At 66.8% G+C, this 17,267-nt stretch carries 16 protein-coding genes; 13 read left to right on the forward strand and 3 right to left on the reverse strand.

Going from position 1 to position 17,267, the window contains the following annotated elements:
- Positions 1–138 precede the first annotated feature (138 nt).
- From AB3G45_RS00100 to AB3G45_RS00115, 4 genes are all read left to right on the forward strand, one after another.
- Positions 139–1,458: an ABC transporter substrate-binding protein gene (locus AB3G45_RS00100; RefSeq protein WP_367828646.1), complete on the forward strand. Its 1,320-nt coding sequence runs from the start codon at positions 139–141 to the stop codon at positions 1,456–1,458.
- A gap of 127 nt (positions 1,459–1,585) precedes the next feature.
- Complete coding sequence (locus tag AB3G45_RS00105; protein ID WP_367828647.1) at positions 1,586–3,298, forward strand: ABC transporter permease; 1,713 nt, start codon at positions 1,586–1,588, stop codon at positions 3,296–3,298.
- 17 nt (positions 3,299–3,315) lie between these two features.
- A complete protein-coding gene (locus AB3G45_RS00110; RefSeq protein ID WP_367828648.1) occupies positions 3,316–4,416 on the forward strand; it encodes an ABC transporter ATP-binding protein in 1,101 nt (366 codons plus the stop codon).
- A gap of 58 nt (positions 4,417–4,474) precedes the next feature.
- Positions 4,475–5,134, forward strand: coding sequence for a histidine phosphatase family protein (locus AB3G45_RS00115; protein ID WP_367828649.1), 660 nt, complete (start codon positions 4,475–4,477; stop codon positions 5,132–5,134).
- A gap of 10 nt (positions 5,135–5,144) precedes the next feature.
- On the opposite strand, the gene AB3G45_RS00120 is transcribed toward AB3G45_RS00115, so the two are convergent.
- The gene (locus AB3G45_RS00120; protein ID WP_367828650.1) at positions 5,145–6,098 is read right to left on the reverse strand and encodes a LysR family transcriptional regulator; all 954 of its coding nucleotides are present in this window, start codon (positions 6,096–6,098) and stop codon (positions 5,145–5,147) included.
- Between the two features lie 227 nt (positions 6,099–6,325).
- Between AB3G45_RS00120 and AB3G45_RS00125 the strand changes: the two genes are divergently transcribed.
- The 4 genes from AB3G45_RS00125 to AB3G45_RS00140 are packed head-to-tail and all read left to right on the forward strand — an operon-like array spanning position 6,326 to position 10,169.
- Positions 6,326–7,309, forward strand: a complete 984-nt coding sequence (locus AB3G45_RS00125) for an ABC transporter substrate-binding protein (protein ID WP_367828651.1) — start codon at positions 6,326–6,328, stop codon at positions 7,307–7,309.
- Between the two features lie 18 nt (positions 7,310–7,327).
- Positions 7,328–8,332, forward strand: a complete 1,005-nt coding sequence (locus AB3G45_RS00130) for a FecCD family ABC transporter permease (RefSeq protein WP_367828652.1) — start codon at positions 7,328–7,330, stop codon at positions 8,330–8,332.
- Positions 8,329–9,363 (forward strand): FecCD family ABC transporter permease, encoded by a 1,035-nt coding sequence (locus AB3G45_RS00135; RefSeq protein WP_367828653.1) that lies wholly within the window; start codon positions 8,329–8,331, stop codon positions 9,361–9,363. The genes AB3G45_RS00130 and AB3G45_RS00135 overlap by 4 nt, the downstream gene beginning before the upstream one ends.
- Positions 9,364–9,371: 8 nt before the next feature.
- Positions 9,372–10,169, forward strand: a complete 798-nt coding sequence (locus AB3G45_RS00140) for an ABC transporter ATP-binding protein (RefSeq protein WP_367828654.1) — start codon at positions 9,372–9,374, stop codon at positions 10,167–10,169.
- On the opposite strand, the gene AB3G45_RS00145 is transcribed toward AB3G45_RS00140, so the two are convergent.
- Positions 10,141–10,779: a class I SAM-dependent methyltransferase gene (locus AB3G45_RS00145; protein WP_367828951.1), complete on the reverse strand. Its 639-nt coding sequence runs from the start codon at positions 10,777–10,779 to the stop codon at positions 10,141–10,143. The two genes, AB3G45_RS00140 and AB3G45_RS00145, sit on opposite strands and share 29 nt — an antisense overlap.
- A gap of 139 nt (positions 10,780–10,918) precedes the next feature.
- Entirely contained in the window at positions 10,919–12,028 is a 1,110-nt protein-coding gene (locus AB3G45_RS00150; protein WP_367828655.1) for a histidinol-phosphate transaminase, read from the reverse strand.
- Positions 12,029–12,154: 126 nt separating this feature from the next.
- On the opposite strand from AB3G45_RS00150, the gene AB3G45_RS00155 reads away from it, so the two are divergent.
- The 5 genes from AB3G45_RS00155 to AB3G45_RS00175 all read left to right on the forward strand — a co-directional run bounded on the left by AB3G45_RS00155 (position 12,155) and on the right by AB3G45_RS00175 (position 17,238).
- Positions 12,155–12,922 carry an SDR family NAD(P)-dependent oxidoreductase gene (locus AB3G45_RS00155; protein WP_367828656.1) on the forward strand — a complete coding sequence of 256 codons (768 nt, stop codon included), beginning with the start codon at positions 12,155–12,157 and terminating at the stop codon, positions 12,920–12,922.
- 228 nt (positions 12,923–13,150) lie between these two features.
- A complete protein-coding gene (locus AB3G45_RS00160; protein WP_367828657.1) occupies positions 13,151–14,284 on the forward strand; it encodes an ABC transporter ATP-binding protein in 1,134 nt (377 codons plus the stop codon).
- Between the two features lie 32 nt (positions 14,285–14,316).
- A complete protein-coding gene (locus AB3G45_RS00165; protein ID WP_367828658.1) occupies positions 14,317–15,432 on the forward strand; it encodes an ABC transporter substrate-binding protein in 1,116 nt (371 codons plus the stop codon).
- Positions 15,433–15,496: 64 nt separating this feature from the next.
- Positions 15,497–16,441 carry an ABC transporter permease gene (locus tag AB3G45_RS00170; RefSeq protein WP_367828659.1) on the forward strand — a complete coding sequence of 315 codons (945 nt, stop codon included), beginning with the start codon at positions 15,497–15,499 and terminating at the stop codon, positions 16,439–16,441.
- Positions 16,438–17,238 (forward strand): ABC transporter permease, encoded by an 801-nt coding sequence (locus AB3G45_RS00175; RefSeq protein WP_367828660.1) that lies wholly within the window; start codon positions 16,438–16,440, stop codon positions 17,236–17,238. The genes AB3G45_RS00170 and AB3G45_RS00175 overlap by 4 nt, the downstream gene beginning before the upstream one ends.
- Positions 17,239–17,267 lie beyond the last annotated feature (29 nt).

Here is a 17,267-nt window from a genome sequence, read left to right on the forward strand (position 1 = left end):
AACGGGGCCGATGTTACCTTTCTTTCCCATCTTCCGCGCGGCGATGCCGGTTTTCCGGCATTTTCCAAACTGGCACGGGCCTTGCGCACTTACCGATGACCGCCGGAGCACCGGCGGTGCCATTGGGAGGAAAACCATATGCTCAAGACCATTGCCGCGGCGATGCTGATGTCGGCTGCCGTTCTTTCGACGGTTCACGCCGAGGACGGTGGAAAGGTCACCGTCATCACGTCCTTCTCCAAGGACGTCACCGATCCCTTCAAGGCCGGCTTCGAGGCCGCCAATCCCGGCTATACGCTCGACGTGCAGAACAAGAGCACGAGTTCGGGCGTCAAGTTCGTCGACGAGACGAAGGGCAACAACCAGGTCGACCTGTTCTGGGCTTCGGCGCCCGATGCCTTCGAGAACCTGAAGAGCCGCAACCTTCTCGCCAAGTTCACCCCGTCCGTCACGGGCCTGCCGGAAAAGGTCGGCTCCTATCCGGTCAACGATCCCGACGGCTACTATTTCGGCTTTGCAGCCTCCGGCTACGGCATCATGTCGAACGACCGGTACCTTGAGGCCAACAGCCTGCCGCAGCCCACCGAGTGGAGCGATCTCCTGAAGCCGGAATATCACGATCATATCGCGATCGCCGCGCCTTCGCGCTCGGGCACGACGCACCTGACCATCGAGACCATCCTGCAGGGCGAAGGCTGGGAAAAGGGCTGGGCGACGCTGACCGGCATCGGCGGCAACCTCCAGCAGGTGACGGAACGCTCCTTCGGCGTGCCTGACGCGGTCAATTCCGGCCAGACGGGCATTGGGATCGTCATCGATTTCTTCGCCTTCTCCGCCAAGGCGAGCGGCTTCCCGGTCAGCTTCAGCTATCCTTCGGTCACGACCGTCGTGCCGGCCAATGTCGGCATCATCGCCAATGCGCCGAACCCGAAGGGCGCCGGGGCCTTCGTCGACTACCTGCTCTCGGAAAAGGGCCAGGCCGTTCTGCTCGAACCGGCGATCCGCCGCCTGCCGATCAATCCGGCGCTCTACAAGGACGCCCCGGAAGGCTTCCCGAACCCCTTCGAGGATCCGCGCTTCCAGTCGATGATCACGTTCGATTCCGACGTCTCCAAGCAGCGCACGGACGTCGTCGACGCCCTCTATGACCAGCTCATCACCTTCCAGCTCGACAGCCTGCGCGATGCGACGAAGGCGATCCAGACCGCCGAGAAGGCGCTGGCGAGCAACGACCAGGCCGAAGCGCGCGCCCTGATCGCCGAGGCCCACGGCCTGATCTCCAAGATGCCCGTCACGGCGGACGAGGCGGCGAGCGACGAAATGCACGCCGCCTTCACCGGCGGCGAGGAGAAGACGGCCCGCCAGGCCGAGCTGGAACAGGCGTGGGCGGCGTTCGCGAGCGAGAAATACGCCGCCGCCAAGGCCAAGGCCGAACAGGCGCTCGATCTCGTCGACTGATGCCTTGAGGGTTTCCGCGTCTTCCCGGATGGCGGAAACCCTCGATCCCCTGTCTTCCCCGCCCTGTCTTCGTTCCCCCGGTGCCCGTCGGCGCCGGGACGGCCGATCTCATTCCGGAGACTGCCCCATGGCTTTCGCACTTCCATCCCTGCCGGCCCGGCGCGTCGCCGCGCGGCCCGGCCAGATCCTGGCCGTGACGCTGATCGCGCTGTTCCTCGCGATCTTCCTCGTCATCCCCGCCGGAACCGTGATCTACACCGCCTTCACGGAGAAGGGCACCGGCGCGCTGACCGCCGTCAACTTCATCGATTTCTTCAGGACCGATCTCTTCCGCCGCTCCTTCTTCAACTCGGTCTATGTCTCGGCCATGTCCGTGGTCTGGGCGAGCGCCATCGCGCTGCCGCTCGCTGTGCTGACGACGCGCTTCGATTTTCGCGGCTCGCTGATCATCCAGACGCTCGGCTTCGTGCCGCTCATCATGCCGCCTTTCGTCGGCGCGGTCGCCATGCAGCTTCTCTTCGGCCGCAACGGCACGGTCAACCTTCTCTTCAACGACTGGTTCGGCTTCCGTATCCCCTTCATGGAAGGGCTGAACGGCGTCATCTTCGTGCAGTCGCTGCACTATTTCCCCTTCATCCTCATCAATCTCTCCACCAGCCTGCGCAATATCGACCGGTCGATGGAGGAGGCGGCGCAGAACCTCGGCTCGTCGGGCATGCGGCTCTTCCGCCGCATCGTCTTCCCGCTCGCCATGCCGGGTTATCTCGCGGGCGCGTCGCTCGTCTTCGTCAAGGTCTTCGACGATCTCGCCACGCCCCTTCTTCTCAACGTCAAGGACATGCTGGCGCCGCAGGCCTATCTGCGCGTCACCTCGGTCGGCCTGACGGACCCGATGGGCTACGTCATCTCCGTCATCCTCATCGTCGTCTCGATCTTCGCCATGTGGCTTTCGGCGGTCGCCATGCGCGGCAAGGACTATGCCACCACCCAGCGCGGCGGCGGCGGCCTGTCGCGGCGCAAGCTCGGCCTTTGGGAGAGCGTCCTCGCCTACGGCGTCGTCGGCCTCATCCTCCTGCTCGTGCTCTCTCCGCATATCGGCCTGCTCATGCTGTCCTTCGCCACGGTCTGGTCCTTCAGCCCGCTGCCGGATGCCGTGACGCTGGCGCATTACGGCCGGGTCTTCGGGGAAAGCTCGCTCTACATCAAGAACACGCTGATCTACGCGACGCTCGCCGGCCTCATCGACGTGGTCGGCGGCGGCGCCATCGCCTATCTCGTGCTGCGCACCAAGATCGTCGGCCGCCGCTGGCTCGACTGGGCGGCGACCTCGGCGCTCGCCATTCCGGGCGTCGTTCTCGGCATCGGCTACCTGCGCACCTTCTACGGCGTCTCGCTGCCGGACGGCACGCCGCTCGCCACGCTCTGGGTCATGGTCGTGCTGGCGCTCGCCATCCGCCGCCTGCCCTATGCGCTGCGCGCCTGCTACGCGGCGCTGCAGCAGGTGTCGGAATCGCTGGAGGAAGCGGCAGAAAACCTCGGCGCGACCAAGCAGCGGACCATCCGCCGCATCGTGCTGCCGCTGATGACGGGCGGGCTTCTCGCCGGCTTCGTCACCAGCTTCTCGACCGCCGCCGTCGAGCTTTCCGCGACGCTGATGCTCATCCAGAGCAATTCCGACGCCCCGCTCGCCTACGGTCTCTACGTCTTCATGCAGTCGCCGGCCGGTCGCGGCCCCGGCGCTGCGCTCGGCGTCATCGCGGTCGTCATGGTCGCGCTGTGCACGCTCTTGTCCCACTACGTCATCGAGCGCCGCCAGAAGGCGCTCGGCATCGGCAAATGATCCGGGAGGAACGGACTATGACCATCGACATCGACAAGGCCACCCTCGCGGAAAGCCCCGCCAAGGCGATCAGCATCCGGGACGTGAACCTCTATTACGGTTCGCTGCATGTGCTGAAGGACATCAATCTCGACATCCGGCCCGGCGAGTTCTTCGCCTTCCTCGGCCCGTCCGGCTGCGGGAAGACGACGCTGCTGCGCCTCATTGCCGGCTTCAACCAGGCCCAGAGCGGTGCGGTCGTCGTCGGCGGCGAGGACGTGCTCGACATGCCGCCGTGGAAGCGCGACATCGGCATGGTGTTCCAGTCCTACGCGCTCTGGCCGCACATGACCGTGGCGCGCAACGTCGCCTTCGGCCTGGAAGAACGGCGCCTGCCGCGCGCGACGGTGGAAAAGCGCTGCGCCGCGGCCCTTGCGCTGGTGGGGCTCTCCCATCTCGCCGACCGTCGGCCCTCGCAGCTTTCCGGCGGCCAGCAGCAGCGCGTGGCGCTCGCCCGCACCATCGCCATAGAACCGAAGGTGCTGCTGCTCGACGAACCGCTGTCGAACCTCGACGCGAAGATGCGCGTGGACGTGCGCCGGGAACTGCGCGAATTGCAGCAGCGTCTGAAGCTCACCACCATCTTCGTCACCCACGACCAGGAGGAGGCGAATACGGTCTGCGACCGTATTGCCGTCTTCAACGAGGGCAGCATCCAGCAGGTCGGCACGCCGATGCATCTCTACGAGAAGCCGGCCAATCTCTTCGTCGCCAACTTCCTCGGTACGGCCAATATCCTGGAGGGCAGCGTGAAGGGGGAGGGCGCGGCGCGCAGCTTCGAGGTCGCCGGCGGCGGCAGCATTCCCGTGCCGGCGGGCGCCGAGGTCCCGGCGGGCGCCAGGCTCGTCTTCCGGCCGCAATATGCGACGATCGGCACGGTCGGGGCCGATGCCGTTCCGCTCTCCGGCACCATCGCCCACCGGGAATTCCTCGGGGCCACGGTGCGCTATGGCGTGGAGGTGGGCAAGGCGACGGTGCTGGTCGATGCGCCCTTCCATTCCGGCGACGGCCTGCTGGCCCCCGGCAGCCGGACGGTGCTCGGCATCAATCCGGCCTCGGTGCTGTGGCTTGCCGATTGACGGTCCTTCCTTCGCCGCTCCGGCGGCGAAGCCCCTCCATGCAAAGGCCTCCATATCCATGACTGAAAGCCTGCCCAGCCTCCTCGTCATCCGCCATGGGGAGACCCAATGGAACGTCGCCGGCCGCCTGCAAGGCCGCCGCGACACGCCGCTGACCGCCAATGGCGTGCGGCAGGCGCAGGCCGTGGCCGTGCGGCTCTCGGAAACCGTGGCGGCCCTGCAGGACGCGGCCTTCTGGGTCAGCCCCCTCGGCCGCGCCCGGCAGACGGCCTCCCTCCTTGCCGATCTCTGGGCGCTGCCCTTCGACCGCTTCGCCGAGGAGCCGCGGCTCGCCGAGCGCAGCTATGGCGCCTGGGAGGGGCGCCTCCACGGCGAAATCGAACGGGACCTGCCGGAGCAGTACGGCGCGCACGCCGCCGACCCCTGGGACTATTCCATGCCCGGCGGCGAGAGCCGGACGGCGCTTTCCGGACGGCTGCTGGCATGGCTGAGGACCCTCGACCAGGACCGCCCGCATGTCGCCGTCACCCATAGCGGCTGCCTGCGTGCCCTGCGGGGCCTCTACACGCGCGCCTCGCGGGACGAGATGCTCGCCTATCGCGAGCCGCAGACGGCGGCATTCTTTCTGACGGACCGGAGCGAGCGGCTGTTCGACGTATCGCCGGGCCTGCTGCGCGCATTCGGATGCGAAGGCGAAGGACGGACGGTCTGGATATAGGACCCCGGGCTTATGCGACGACGCCTGCCGAAAGCCCCTCCCGCCGATGCGGCTCGCCGACGCCGCGGCTTGACGGCACGGCCGCATCCGTCCGCCAGGTCCGGAGCCATTGCTCGAACCCGGCCGCCCGGCCTGTCGGTGCGGGGCCTGCGATCTCGTAGGCTCCGACGATGGGGTTGAGGGACGGGCAGAGCAGGATGAGCTGGCCGTCGCGCAATTCCCGCTCGATCAGCGAAGGGCTCGCCTGGCCGATGCCGAGGCCGGTCATGCAGGCGTCGATGGACGCCTCGTCGGTATCGAAGGTGATGCTGCCGCCGCGCGGCTGGAACGCGATCCCCGCCGCCGCGCACCAGCGGTGCCACGACCACGCATCCGCGGTGTCGAGCAGGATCGGCAGGTCCAGCAAGGCTTCGGGCGCCACCGTCTTGGCCACGCTGCCGATCAGCAGCGGCGAGCAGACGGCCACCGTCCGGTCGAGAAGGAAGGCGGAGGGAAACCCGGCCTCGTCCGCGCCCCTCTTGTAGCGCACCGTGACATCGGGAATATCGCCCGCGCCGAGCGCGAGCGACTGGATGTTGAGGTCGACGCTGGGGTTTTCCTGCAGATAGGCGCCGAGCCTTGGAATGAGCCAGCGCCGCGCCAGCGTGATCGGCGCCTGGATGACGAGGCGAACGCGATCCGGCAGAAGGGCGCGTGTGCCGTTCTCAAGCGTGGCGAGGGCCGCATTCACATGGAGGAGATATTGCCGTCCCGCATCGGTGAGCGAGATCGCATTGTGCCCGCGATGGAAGAGCTGGACGCCGAGCGCGTCTTCCAGCGCCTTGATCTGCCGGCTGATCGCGCCGGGCGTCAGGTGGAGTTCGCGCGCCGCCAGCGTGAGGCTGCCGGTGCGCGCGGCGATGGAAAAGGCCGGCAGCGTCGCCAGCGGCGGCAGTTTGGCGCGTGTGGATTGAGAATTCCTCATGCCGGCGTGAGAATCTTTCGCTTGCAAATAAGTTGACCATATCTATCCACATTCTGTCAGAACGACAAGAATGATCCGGGAACCCCGCCTTGAAGACCGATATCCGCAATCGGCGTGATCGATGTGCGCCGGGCTTTCCGCCGGGCAGCAGCATGCATTCTGCGCAACCGTGCGTGCGGCCATCCGTCCGCTACTGTCATCACCGATCAGCTTCCAGGGAGAGAACCATGTTTTCCAGTCTTGCCGTGCCCAGCAGGCGCGCCCTTTTGTCCGGCGTCTTCGCCGCCTGGCTCGTCGCCGGCGCAGGCCCCGTGCTCGCGCAGGACGCGACGCAGAAGGTGACCGACGACCGCGGCGTCGAGGTCGAGGTCCCCGCCCATCCCAAACGCATCGCGTCCATCTCGTACTTCGCCGACGACGTGGCGCTGGCGCTCGGCATCAAGCCGGTGGCGAGCACCTACATGGTGGCGGACCGCCCGCCGGAATTCCTGCTCGGCCTCACGGGGGACATGACGCAGATCGGCCAGCGCGCCAAGCCGAACCTCGAACTGCTCTCGGAGGCAAAGCCCGACCTTATCGTCGCGATCCGCCGCTACACCATCGGCAATGCGCCGCAGCTTGAGAAGATCGCGCCCTATGTCGCCTGGAACATGGAGCTGCTCGACGGCAGCGACAAGGAGATCGAGGCGCTCGCAAAAATCCTCGGCAAGCCCGAGCGCGGCGTCGAGCTAAACAAGGAATTCCGCGCGCATCTGGCGGAGATCGCGGCCAAGGCGCCGAAGGACACGCATCCGCGCTACGCCATCATGTGGGGCGGCGAGGTGCCGTTCGCCTTCCATGACGAGAACACCTCGGCTTCCATCGTCAACGCCATCGGCGGCGAGAACATCGCCGGCGCCATGACGCCGGGCGGCGAATTCGGCATCGACCTCAGCCTGGAGACCATGTTGGAGAAGGATCCGGAAGTCCTTTTCATCTATGACTACGGCCCGGACCGCCCGCATGAGAACAACCCGATCTGGAAGGAGCTGACGGCGGTCAAGAACGATCGGGTCTTCTATGTCGGCGACCAGTGGGTGGAGACCAACGGCCCGATCGCGCGCGAGATCGTGCTGCGCGAAGCGGCCCATTACCTCTATCCGGATGCCTTCCCCAAGGTCGACGTGAAGGCGGAAGCGGCCAAGCTCATCCCGGCCGAGCTTCAGAAGTAACCGGCTGAAGCGACGGCGATGGATGCACGGAAATCCTCGATAGCCATCGGCCTCGTCGCCGTCGCGACCCTTCTCGTCATCGCGGTCGGGCTGATGCCCGGCGCGCGCATGCTCTCCGTCGATGCCGTCCTGCGGGTGCTGTTCGCCCCGGACGGCAAGATCGAATCCATCCTCGTCTGGACGCTCAGGCTGCCGCGCAGCCTTGCGGCGGCCACGGCCGGCGCGGGGCTTGCCGTGTCGGGCTATCTCCTCCAGTCGCTCACCCGCAATCCGCTGGCCGATCCCGGCATCACCGGCGTCACGGCGGGCGCCATCGCGCCGATCGTCACCTGCTTCGTCTTCCTGCCCTGGGTCTCCGGACTCTACTACCCGCTGGTCGGGCTCGCGGGCGGGCTTGCGGCGGCCTCGGTGACGTTCTGGGTGGCGCGCGGCGGCAGCGGCCGTCCGCTGCACCTGGCGCTCGGCGGCGTCAGCGTCTCGCTCTTCCTCGGTGCGATCACGATCTATGTGCTGCTGTTTGCCGGGCCGCAATCGACGGCGCTGCTGTTCTGGCTGGCCGGCGGCTTTGCGGGCCGGACCTGGGCGCACCTTCTCCAGATGCTGCCATGGGTGCTGGTCGGGGTGGCGGGGGCCCTGCTCCTCCACCGGATCCTCGCGATGTTCGCCCTCGACGACCATTCCGCCGCCGCGATGGGCGTGCAGCTCACGTTCTGGAAGCCGGTGCTGCTGCTGCTCGGCATCTGCCCCGTGGCGGGTGTCGCGCCCGTCGCCGGGCCGGTGGCGTTCGTCGGCCTAGCCGCGCCCCATATCGCCCGCCTGATGAAGCCGCGTGGCACGATTTTAGAGATCGGCCTCACCGCGGCCGTCGGCGCGCTGATCGTGACGGCGGCCGATCTCGTCGCGCGAACCGTCGCCATCCCCAAGGAACTGCCGGTCGGCATCGTCACCGCTTTGCTCGGCGGGCCGCTCTTCGTCTATCTCATCCAGCGCGGTCGCCTCGATTTCAAGGGGGAGGGCGCATGAGGTCGAATGCCCCGGCCATCGGCCAGCCCGGCCGGTGGGTCCTGCCCGCCGCCCTGGCGCTCGTCCTCCTCTCCTTCGTCGCCGCCGTCTGTCTCGGCATCGTCGACCTTCCCGCCCGGGACGTCCTGTCGGCGCTGAGTGGAACCGGTTCGCCGGAAGCGCGCTCGATCATCCTCGACATCCGGCTGCCGCGCATCGTGACGGGCATCCTCGCCGGGGTGCAGTTCGCGCTCGCGGGACTGCTCCTCCAGACCATCACGCGCAATCCGCTCGCCGACCCCTCGCTGATGGGCGTCTCGCAAGGAGCGACCCTGGCCGTGACCGTCTTCCTCCTCTTCACGGTCTATCTTGCCAATCCCGATTCCTATTCCGTCAACGCGCTGCCGATCGCCTGGCTGCCGCCCGCCGGGATGGCCGGCGGCATGCTCGCGGGCGGCGTGATCTATCTCCTCGCCTTCCGCCTCGACCTCAGCCCGCTGCGCATCACGCTCTGCGGCATCGCCATCGGCGCGGTGCTCCATGCGCTCGCCATCGGCCTCATCGCCGGCTGGGGCTCGGCGCGCATCGAGATCATCCTGGAATGGCTGTCCGGCAGCCTCTATGCCCGCACCTGGGACCATGCGCTCTTCCTGCTGCCCTTCACGATCGCGGGCCTTGCCATGCTGCCGCTGATCTACCGCCCGCTGATCCTGCTGCGCTTCGATGCGACGGTCGCCCGCTCCTTCGGGCTGTCCTACAAACGGCAGTTCTCGCTCGTCCTGCTCGTCTCCTGCGCGCTTGCGTCCAGCGCCGTCGGTGCCGTCGGGCCGGTCGTCTTCGTCGGCCTCATCGTTCCGCATCTGGCGCGCTTCCTTGCCGGTCGCCATTTTCCCCTGGTCCTTCCGCTCACCGTCGTGCTCGGCGCGGTCGTCGTCACGCTGGGCGATCTGATCGGCCGGCTCGCCGGCGGGCCGGAGGAAGTGCCGATCGGCGTCGTCACCGCCCTGATGGGCGTTCCCGTCATGCTCGCGCTCCTGCGCAAGACCCTGTGAGATCGCCCATGCCGCTCGCCTGCTCGCAATTGTCGGTTCTCTACGGCCGCCGCAAGGCGCTTTCCGGCTTTTCGCTATCGATGGAGAAGGGCGAGATCCGCGCGCTCATCGGCCCCAACGGATCGGGCAAGAGCACCGCCTTGCAGGCGCTGGCCGGCCTGATCGCGCCGTCGCAGGGCAGGGCCGAGATCGAGGGCGTCGCCGTCGCCTCCATGTCGCGGCGCGCCATCGCGCGAAAACTCGCCTTCCTGCCGCAGCAGCCCGTAGCACCCGACGAGATGACGGTCGCCCAGCTCGTGCGCCAGGGCCGCTTTCCCCATGTCGGCCTGTTCCGTTCCTATGGCGGCAGGGACGAGGAGGCCATCGCATGGGCGCTGGACAGCACCGGCCTAACGGGCCTTGCCGACCGCACGCTGCAGGAGCTTTCCGGCGGTGAGCGCCAGCGGGTGTGGATATCGGCGGCGCTGGCGCAGGAGGCGGGCATCCTGCTTCTCGACGAGCCGACATCCTTCCTCGACATCGGCTATCAGGTGGAGGTACTGGACCTCGTCCATCGCCTGAGCCGCGAGCGCGGCGTGACGATCCTGATGGCGATCCACGACATCAACCAGGCGATCGCCGTCAGCGACCGCATCTCGCTTCTGGAGAAGGGGGAACTGCGCTTCGACGGCGAGCCGAAGGCGCTTGCCGAAAGCGGCCTGATCGAAAGCACGTTTCGCGTGAAGGGACGGTTCGTTGAGGTCGCCCCCGGCAAGCCGCCCCATTTCGACGTCGAGCTTACGAAGCTGCACCGGACGGGTTCTTGACGAGTCGGAAGACGACCTTGGTCTGCGTGTAGTAGTCCATGGCATCGGCGAAGTCGGGCGTCCAGCCGTCCTCGAAGAACGGAATGAAGCCGTCGAATTCCAGCTTGCGGCCGGAGACCTCGAAACCGGCCTTGGCGAAAGCCCTGGCATAGTCGGTGACCGACCGGTCCTGGACGACGGTGTTCGTGCGCTTGGCGACGAGATCGCGCCATTTCGGCCAGAGCGGATTGTCGGTGTGGCAGCCCGTGACGGCATAGTAGACCCCGCCCGGCTTCAAGGCCTTGAAGATATCGGCGGCATGGGCGCCGATATCCTCGACGAGATAGATCACCTCATGGCTGATCGCCAGGTCGAATTCCTCGACCCAGCCTTCGAGCGTGCCGCCCACGGCATGCTGGACGGGGATGTTGCCCTTGAAGGCCTCGGCCCTGGCGACCGACTGTTCGGCGATATCGATGCCGAGCGCCTTGCGGAAGGGCCGGATCGCATAGAGATGCCGCAGCAGGCCGCCCTGGTTGCAGCCGAAATCCAGCACGCTCTTCTGGCTGAGGTCGCGCTCGACGATCAGGTCGATCAGGTGCCGCCAGATCGGCGCGTGGCCGTCGGCCATCCGGTCCTCGGCGTCCGGATCGACATACCAGGTGGCGATGGTCTTGTTGTTCTGGCTCACGGCAAACCTCCGGTGCGTCCTCGTCGTGAGGGCGTTCTAGAGCATGGAGACGCGCGCGGGTAGCCTCATTCGCCTCCGATCATCCGGCTTCCGCCTCCCCGAGCGCGCGGAGGAAATGGTCGTTCTCGTCGGGCGCGCCGATGCTGACGCGGATGAAGCGCTCGAAGCCCGGCTGCTTCCACGGCTTGACGATGACGCCGCGCGCAAGCAGCGCCAGGCTGAGTTCCGACGCGTCCCTGCCGACATCGATGAAGAGGAAATTGCCCTTCGAGGGGGCGATCCGGTAGCCGGCGGCGGCAAGGGCCGCCCTCATGCGCTCCCGCTCCCCAAGGGCGGCGGCGACCGACCGCGCCAGGTGGCCCGGATCGTCGAGGGCGGCGACCGCGGACGCCTGGGCGATGGCATTGGTATTGAAGGGCGTGCGGGCGCGGTTGAAATAGTCGCACAGGCCGCTGTCGCCGACGACGCCGTAGCCGATGCGCAGGCCCGCAAGGCCATAGGCCTTGGAGAAGGTGCGCAGCACGACCCAGGGAATGTCCTTGCCGTTCAGCATGTCGATGGCCGACGGGTAGTCGTCGCCGGCGGCATATTCGGCATAGGCCTCGTCGACGACCAGCAGCGTTTCGGCGTCCAGCGCGGCGACGACCTCTGCCAGCGCCTCGGGCGTCAGCCAGCAGCCGACCGGATTCATCGGGTTGGAGAACATCAGCATGCGCGGCTTGCGCGCCGCGGCGGCCAGGAGCGCCGGCATGTCGACGGTGAGGTCCTCCGTCACCGGCACGCGCTCGACCCGGCCGCCCATCAGCGTCGTATAGTCCTCGTGCAGCGGGAAGGAGGGATAGAGCGTCGCGACCGTGTCGCCGGGGCGCACGACCGAGCGGCAGATCACGCCGATCAGGTCCTCCGAACCATTGCCGAGGATCATCTGGTCGGCGTTGACGCCGAGGCTGTCGGCCAACCGGGCGCACAGGGCGCGGCCCTGCGGATCGGGATAGAGCCGGGCAAGTTCGCCGATATCGGAAAACAGCCGCCGCAATGCCGGGGAAGGGCCGAGCGGGTTCTCGTTGGAGCCGAGCTTGGCGATGGTGTCCACCCCGTATGTCGCCCGCACCTCTTCGAGCGTCAGGCCGGCATTGTACGGGGCGATCGAGCGGATTTCTCCCCGGATCAGGCTTGAAGGGTCTGCCATTTTGCGGCTCCATGCGATCGGTTTGCCATGCGCATTCATACGACGGGAATTTCGGTCTGTACATATGTATAGACATTTTCCCGCGGAAGTGCTGTCATTCGCCAGGAAGCCAATCGAGGTGCCGCCATGAACCGTCCGATCTTCGATCTCTCCCGCCGCCGGGCGCTCGTCACGGGAGCCAGCCGCGGGATCGGCCAGGCCATCGCGCTGGCGCTTGCCGAGGCTGGGGCAGACATCGCCGTGACGGCGCGGTCGCTCGACGGCCTGGCCGAGACCCGGGCGCTGGTAGAGAAGGCCGGCCGGCGTTGCGTGGCGCTGGCGCAGGACGTGCGCGACTCGCAGGCCTGCGCGGAGGGGACGAAGGCGGCGGCCGATGCGCTCGGCGGCCTGGATATCCTTGTCAACAATGCCGGCTTCGAGAATGTCCGTCCGTCCTTCGACGTCGACGAGGCGCTGTGGGAATCGATCCTCTCGACGAACCTGAAGGGCGCCTTCTTCTGCGCGCAGGCGGCGGGCCGCATCATGGCCGGCACCGGGGGCGGCGCGATCGTCAACCTCTGCTCGCTGACCTCCTATGTCGGCATTCCGACGGCCGTGCCCTACGGCGCGTCGAAATCCGGTCTTCTCGGCATGACGCGGGCGCTCGCCACGGAATGGGCGCCGCACGACATCCGCGTCAACGCCATCGCGCCCGGCTATTTCCGCACCGCCATGACCGAAGCGTTCTACGAGAACGAGGACTGGCAGGCGCGGATGCTGGACAAGATCCCGCAGCGCCGCTTCGGCAGCGAGGGCGATATCGGCGGCGTGGCCGTTTTCCTGTGCAGCGATGCCGCCGCCTATGTCACCGGCCATTGCATTCCGGTCGACGGCGGCTACCTTGCCTCGATCTGACCGCGGCGCCTCGGCCGTGACGCCCTGCGGGCGCGGCTTTTCGCGTTTGCACAAAATTTAAGCGCTTGTCTTTGCAGTGCAAAAAACGCGCAGATCCGGTTGACGGAGCTTGTATGCATATGTATAGACAACCATGTGGAATGCTCGGTCGCACGCCCGCGGCTTGAGCGGCAAGAGGAAGCCTTCCAGCGGCCCCGCGTCGCCGTGAAGGCGGCACAGGGGAATAGTATGGGCGCTGTCGATGCCGGGCAGGATGCGGTCGAGCAACTCGACCGGATTGCGGTTTCCGTCAAGGATGTCAGCATGGTCTTCGGCACTGTCCATGCCGTGAAGAGCGCATCCTTCGATCTGCCGAAAGGCCGTTTCCTGACTATCCTCGGGCCCTCGGGTTCCGGCAAGACGACCCTGCTGCGCATGATCGCCGGCTTCGACCGGCCGACCGGCGGCGAGATCTTCATCAACGGCCAGCCCGTCAGCGCCGTCCCGCCGCATGGCCGGGCCATCGGCATGGTGTTCCAAAAGCTGGCGCTCTTCCCCCACATGACCGCGGCCGAGAACGTCGCCTTTCCTCTGAAGATGCGCCGTCACGATGCCCGCCGCATCCCGGAGAAGGTGGAGCGCTATCTCGACCTCGTCCGCCTCGGCGGCTACGGCAGCCGGCGCATCAACGAGCTTTCCGGCGGCCAGCAGCAGCGCGTCGCCATCGCCCGCGCCCTGGTGTTCGAGCCGGACCTCCTGCTGCTCGACGAGCCGCTGGCCGCGCTCGACCGCAAGCTGCGCGAGGAGATGCAGCTGGAGTTCCGCCGCATCCAGAAGGAGCTCGGCGTGACGACGATCAACGTCACGCATGACCAGCGCGAGGCGCTGGTGGTGTCCGACGAGGTCATCGTCATGGACGGCGGGGTGATCCAGCAGAAGGCGCGCCCGGTCGACGCCTATCGCGCGCCCTCCAATGCCTTCGTCGCCAATTTCATCGGCGTGACCAATTTCATCGAGGGCAGGGTGGTCGAGCTTGCCGGGTCGCGCGCGGCGATCGAGGCGAACGGCCTGCGCGTTGCCGGCCTGGCGGCGGACGAAACGCTTTCGGCCGGAAAGGCCTGCGCCGGCGCCGTGCGCGCTGAACAGATCCGCGTCGCGCCGAAGGACGGCCGTCTCGACGGGCTCGAAACGGTGGTCGATGGCCTGGTGACCGACTGCATCTTCGAGGGCGAGCGCGTCGTCTATGAAATCCGGGTGCCGCAGCTCGGCGACGTCATGATGCGCGTCTTCGATCACGATCCCGAATCCCATCTGCAGTTCGGCCCGGGCGACATGGTTCGCCTCGGCTGGAATGCAAGGGACATGCATGTCTTTGCAAGATAACCAACGAAGGCTGAGCCAGAGGAGAACGCGTAATGTCGCATGATAAACTTTCTTCCATGCAGATCCGTCGCCGCACGCTGCTGGCGTCGATGGCCGCTGCCGGTGCGTCCGCAGGTCTTTCGACGCTCGGCGTCAGCCGCGCCTTTGCCCAGGAGCCCGAGAAGCCGGCCGAGATCATCGTCCGCGCCTGGGGTGGCAGTTGGGTCGACGCGCTGAAGGCCGGCGTTTCCGACAGCTTCACCAAGGCGACCGGCATCGCGGTGCGCCATGACCTGACCGAGGACAACGAGATCCAGCCGAAGGTCTGGGCCGCCGTCGCGCAGAAGCGCGTGCCGCCGATCCATGTCAACTGGGACACGACCACCAACGCCACCAAGTCGGCGCTGCGCGGCGTGACGGAGGACCTGTCGGACCTGCCGAACCTCAAGAACACCACCGACCTTGCCAAGCCCGTCGGGCTCGACGGCTATCCGATCGTCAACACCTACGGCTATGTCTACGTGCTGGCCTATCGCCCCTCGGCCTTTCCGAACGGTGCGCCGAAGTCCTGGAAGGACCTGCTCGATCCGAAGCTGAAGGGCCGCATCGCGCTCTACAACGACGGCATCGGCTTCCACTTCCCCGCCCAGGTCGCCGGCGGCGGCAAGCTGGAGGATATCCCCGGCAACATGCAGCCGGCCTGGGATTTCATCTCGAAGATCAAGGAGCAGCAGCCGCTGCTCGGCGAGGACCCGGACTTCACCACCTGGTTCCAGAAGGGCGAGATCGACGCCGCCTGCACCATTTCCACCAATGCGCGCGAAGCCAAGAAGAACGGCATCGAGCTTGCCTGGGTGGTGCCGGAAGAGGGCGCCAAGTTCGATACGGACGGCCTGTGGATCCCCAAGGGCCTGCCGGAAAACGAACTCTACTGGGCCAAGCAGTACATCAACCATGCGCTGACCAAGGAAGCCCAGCAGATCTGGCTCGACGGCCTCGGCCTGCCCGGCGTCGTGCCCGGCCTCACCCCGCCGGCCGATCTCGTCGACGACCCGTCCTATCCCACCACGGAAGAGGCCTTCAAGCACCTCATCCGCATCTCGTCCAGGGTGCAGGTGGAGAACGAGAGCCAGTGGTTCGCCAAGTTCAAGGAAATCATGCAGGGCTGAAGCCCTGCCTGCCCGCCGCGACAATGAGCGGCGGGCCATCTCCTTTCGTTAAGAGGATCGGTTGATGCGCACTCCCCGTGCCGCATATCCCGTGACATGGCGTGTCATGGATATGCTCGAACGCCTTGCGGCCGCCGTCTGGCCATCGAGTTTCCAGCGGGGCCTGCCCTATCTCATGCTGCTGCCGGCCCTCGTGCTGGTGGGGCTCCTAGTGCTCGGCCTCGTGCAGATCGGCGATACCAGCCTGAGGGTGCTCGATACCAGCACGTTCCTGATGTCGGAGACCTATACGCTCGCCAATTACCAGCGTGCGCTGACGGAGAGTTTCTTCGCGACGGTCGCCGGCCGCAGCCTGATGGGCTCGCTGATCGTCACCGTCGTCACGCTGCTCTTCGCCTTCCCCTATGCCTATCTGATGGTGCGAACGCCCTCCTCGGCGCTACGCAAGTTCCTGCTTATCGCCCTGTTCCTGCCGTTCTTCATCGGCCAGGTGGTGCGCGCCTATGGCTGGCTAATCATCCTCGGCAACCAGGGCATGGTCAACGAGGCGCTGGGGCTCGTCGGCGTGTCGCCTATGCGGCTGCTCTACAACTATCCGGCCGTGCTGTTCGGCCTCGTGCAATACATGCTGCCCTTCGCGGTGCTGATGCTCGCCCCCGCGCTGACGGCGATCCCGAGCGAGCTGGAGGCTGCCGCCGCCTCGCTCGGCGCGGGCTGGGTGCGCACCTTCCGCCACGTCGTGCTGCCTCTGTCCCGGCCCGGGCTGGTCGGCGCGGGCCTCGTCGTCGTCACGCTGTCGCTGACGGATTTCGCCATCCCCGCCATCCTCGGCGGCGGCACGCAGGATTTCATCGCCAACGCCATCTACGATCAGTTCTTCCGCACCTCCGACCAGGGGCTCGGCGCGACGCTGTCGCTGATGCTCGTCGCCGTCGGTTCCATCCTCGTCGGCGTCGTCTTCATGCTCTTCGGCGCGGGCACGCTCGCCATGGGGGAGACGCGCAAATGACCGGCAGCCGCAGCAAATCCATCGTGCTCTGGACCTTCGTCACCACGGCGCTCCTCATGCTCTCCGCGCCCACCGTCGTGGTGCTCGGCGCGTCCTTCACCGCCGGCAACATCATCACCTTCCCGCCGGACGGCCTGTCGCTGAAATGGTACGGCGCGATCGCGCAGGCGAGCGATCTCAGGCAGGCCTTCCTGCGCTCGCTCATCGTCGCCACGATCTGCACGATCGTCGCCATTCCCGTCGGCACGCTCGCCGGCATCGCGCTGGCGAAATACCGCGTGCGCTTCGCGCGCTCGATCCAGGTCTACCTGCTGCTGCCCTTCACCATTCCGCTGATCGGCTCCGGCATCGGCCTGATGCTGGTGTTCGGCAATGCCGGCGTGCTCGGCAAGCTCTGGCCCGTCGGCATCGCCTGCTGCGTCATCAACCTGCCCTTCATGATCTGGGCGGTGACCGCGAGCGCCAGCAACCTGTCGCCCGACCTGGAGCTGGCCGCGGCCAATTGCGGCGCGCCGCCCTTGCAGCGCTTCCTCTACATAACGCTTCCGGCAGTGCTGCCGGGCGTCATCACCGGCTCGCTCCTGATGTTCATCCTCGCGCTCAACGAGTTCCTGGTCAGCCTGCTCCTGGTGGATGCGCGGAGCGTCACGCTGCCGGTGCAGATCTACAATTCCATCCGCTCGATCATCACGCCGGACCTTGCCGCCATCTCGGTGGTCTTCATCGCCTGCGCCGCCTTCGTGATCGCGCTGCTCGATCGCCTGGTCGGCCTCGACATCTTCCTCAAATCGAAATGACCCTGCGGCCCGCGATGGGCCAGACATCA

Source organism: Shinella sp. S4-D37 (assembly GCF_040812195.1).
GTDB lineage: Bacteria > Pseudomonadota > Alphaproteobacteria > Rhizobiales > Rhizobiaceae > Shinella.

Coding starts and splice junctions, on each gene's coding strand:
- AB3G45_RS00100 (WP_367828646.1), top strand. CDS start 139: ATGCTCAAGACCATTGCCGCGGCGATGCTGATGTCGGCTGCCGTTCTT.
- AB3G45_RS00105 (WP_367828647.1), top strand. CDS start 1,586: ATGGCTTTCGCACTTCCATCCCTGCCGGCCCGGCGCGTCGCCGCGCGG.
- AB3G45_RS00110 (WP_367828648.1), top strand. CDS start 3,316: ATGACCATCGACATCGACAAGGCCACCCTCGCGGAAAGCCCCGCCAAG.
- AB3G45_RS00115 (WP_367828649.1), top strand. CDS start 4,475: ATGACTGAAAGCCTGCCCAGCCTCCTCGTCATCCGCCATGGGGAGACC.
- AB3G45_RS00120 (WP_367828650.1), bottom strand. CDS start 6,098: ATGAGGAATTCTCAATCCACACGCGCCAAACTGCCGCCGCTGGCGACG.
- AB3G45_RS00125 (WP_367828651.1), top strand. CDS start 6,326: ATGTTTTCCAGTCTTGCCGTGCCCAGCAGGCGCGCCCTTTTGTCCGGC.
- AB3G45_RS00130 (WP_367828652.1), top strand. CDS start 7,328: ATGGATGCACGGAAATCCTCGATAGCCATCGGCCTCGTCGCCGTCGCG.
- AB3G45_RS00135 (WP_367828653.1), top strand. CDS start 8,329: ATGAGGTCGAATGCCCCGGCCATCGGCCAGCCCGGCCGGTGGGTCCTG.
- AB3G45_RS00140 (WP_367828654.1), top strand. CDS start 9,372: ATGCCGCTCGCCTGCTCGCAATTGTCGGTTCTCTACGGCCGCCGCAAG.
- AB3G45_RS00145 (WP_367828951.1), bottom strand. CDS start 10,779: ATGGCCGACGGCCACGCGCCGATCTGGCGGCACCTGATCGACCTGATC.
- AB3G45_RS00150 (WP_367828655.1), bottom strand. CDS start 12,028: ATGGCAGACCCTTCAAGCCTGATCCGGGGAGAAATCCGCTCGATCGCC.
- AB3G45_RS00155 (WP_367828656.1), top strand. CDS start 12,155: ATGAACCGTCCGATCTTCGATCTCTCCCGCCGCCGGGCGCTCGTCACG.
- AB3G45_RS00160 (WP_367828657.1), top strand. CDS start 13,151: ATGGGCGCTGTCGATGCCGGGCAGGATGCGGTCGAGCAACTCGACCGG.
- AB3G45_RS00165 (WP_367828658.1), top strand. CDS start 14,317: ATGTCGCATGATAAACTTTCTTCCATGCAGATCCGTCGCCGCACGCTG.
- AB3G45_RS00170 (WP_367828659.1), top strand. CDS start 15,497: ATGCGCACTCCCCGTGCCGCATATCCCGTGACATGGCGTGTCATGGAT.
- AB3G45_RS00175 (WP_367828660.1), top strand. CDS start 16,438: ATGACCGGCAGCCGCAGCAAATCCATCGTGCTCTGGACCTTCGTCACC.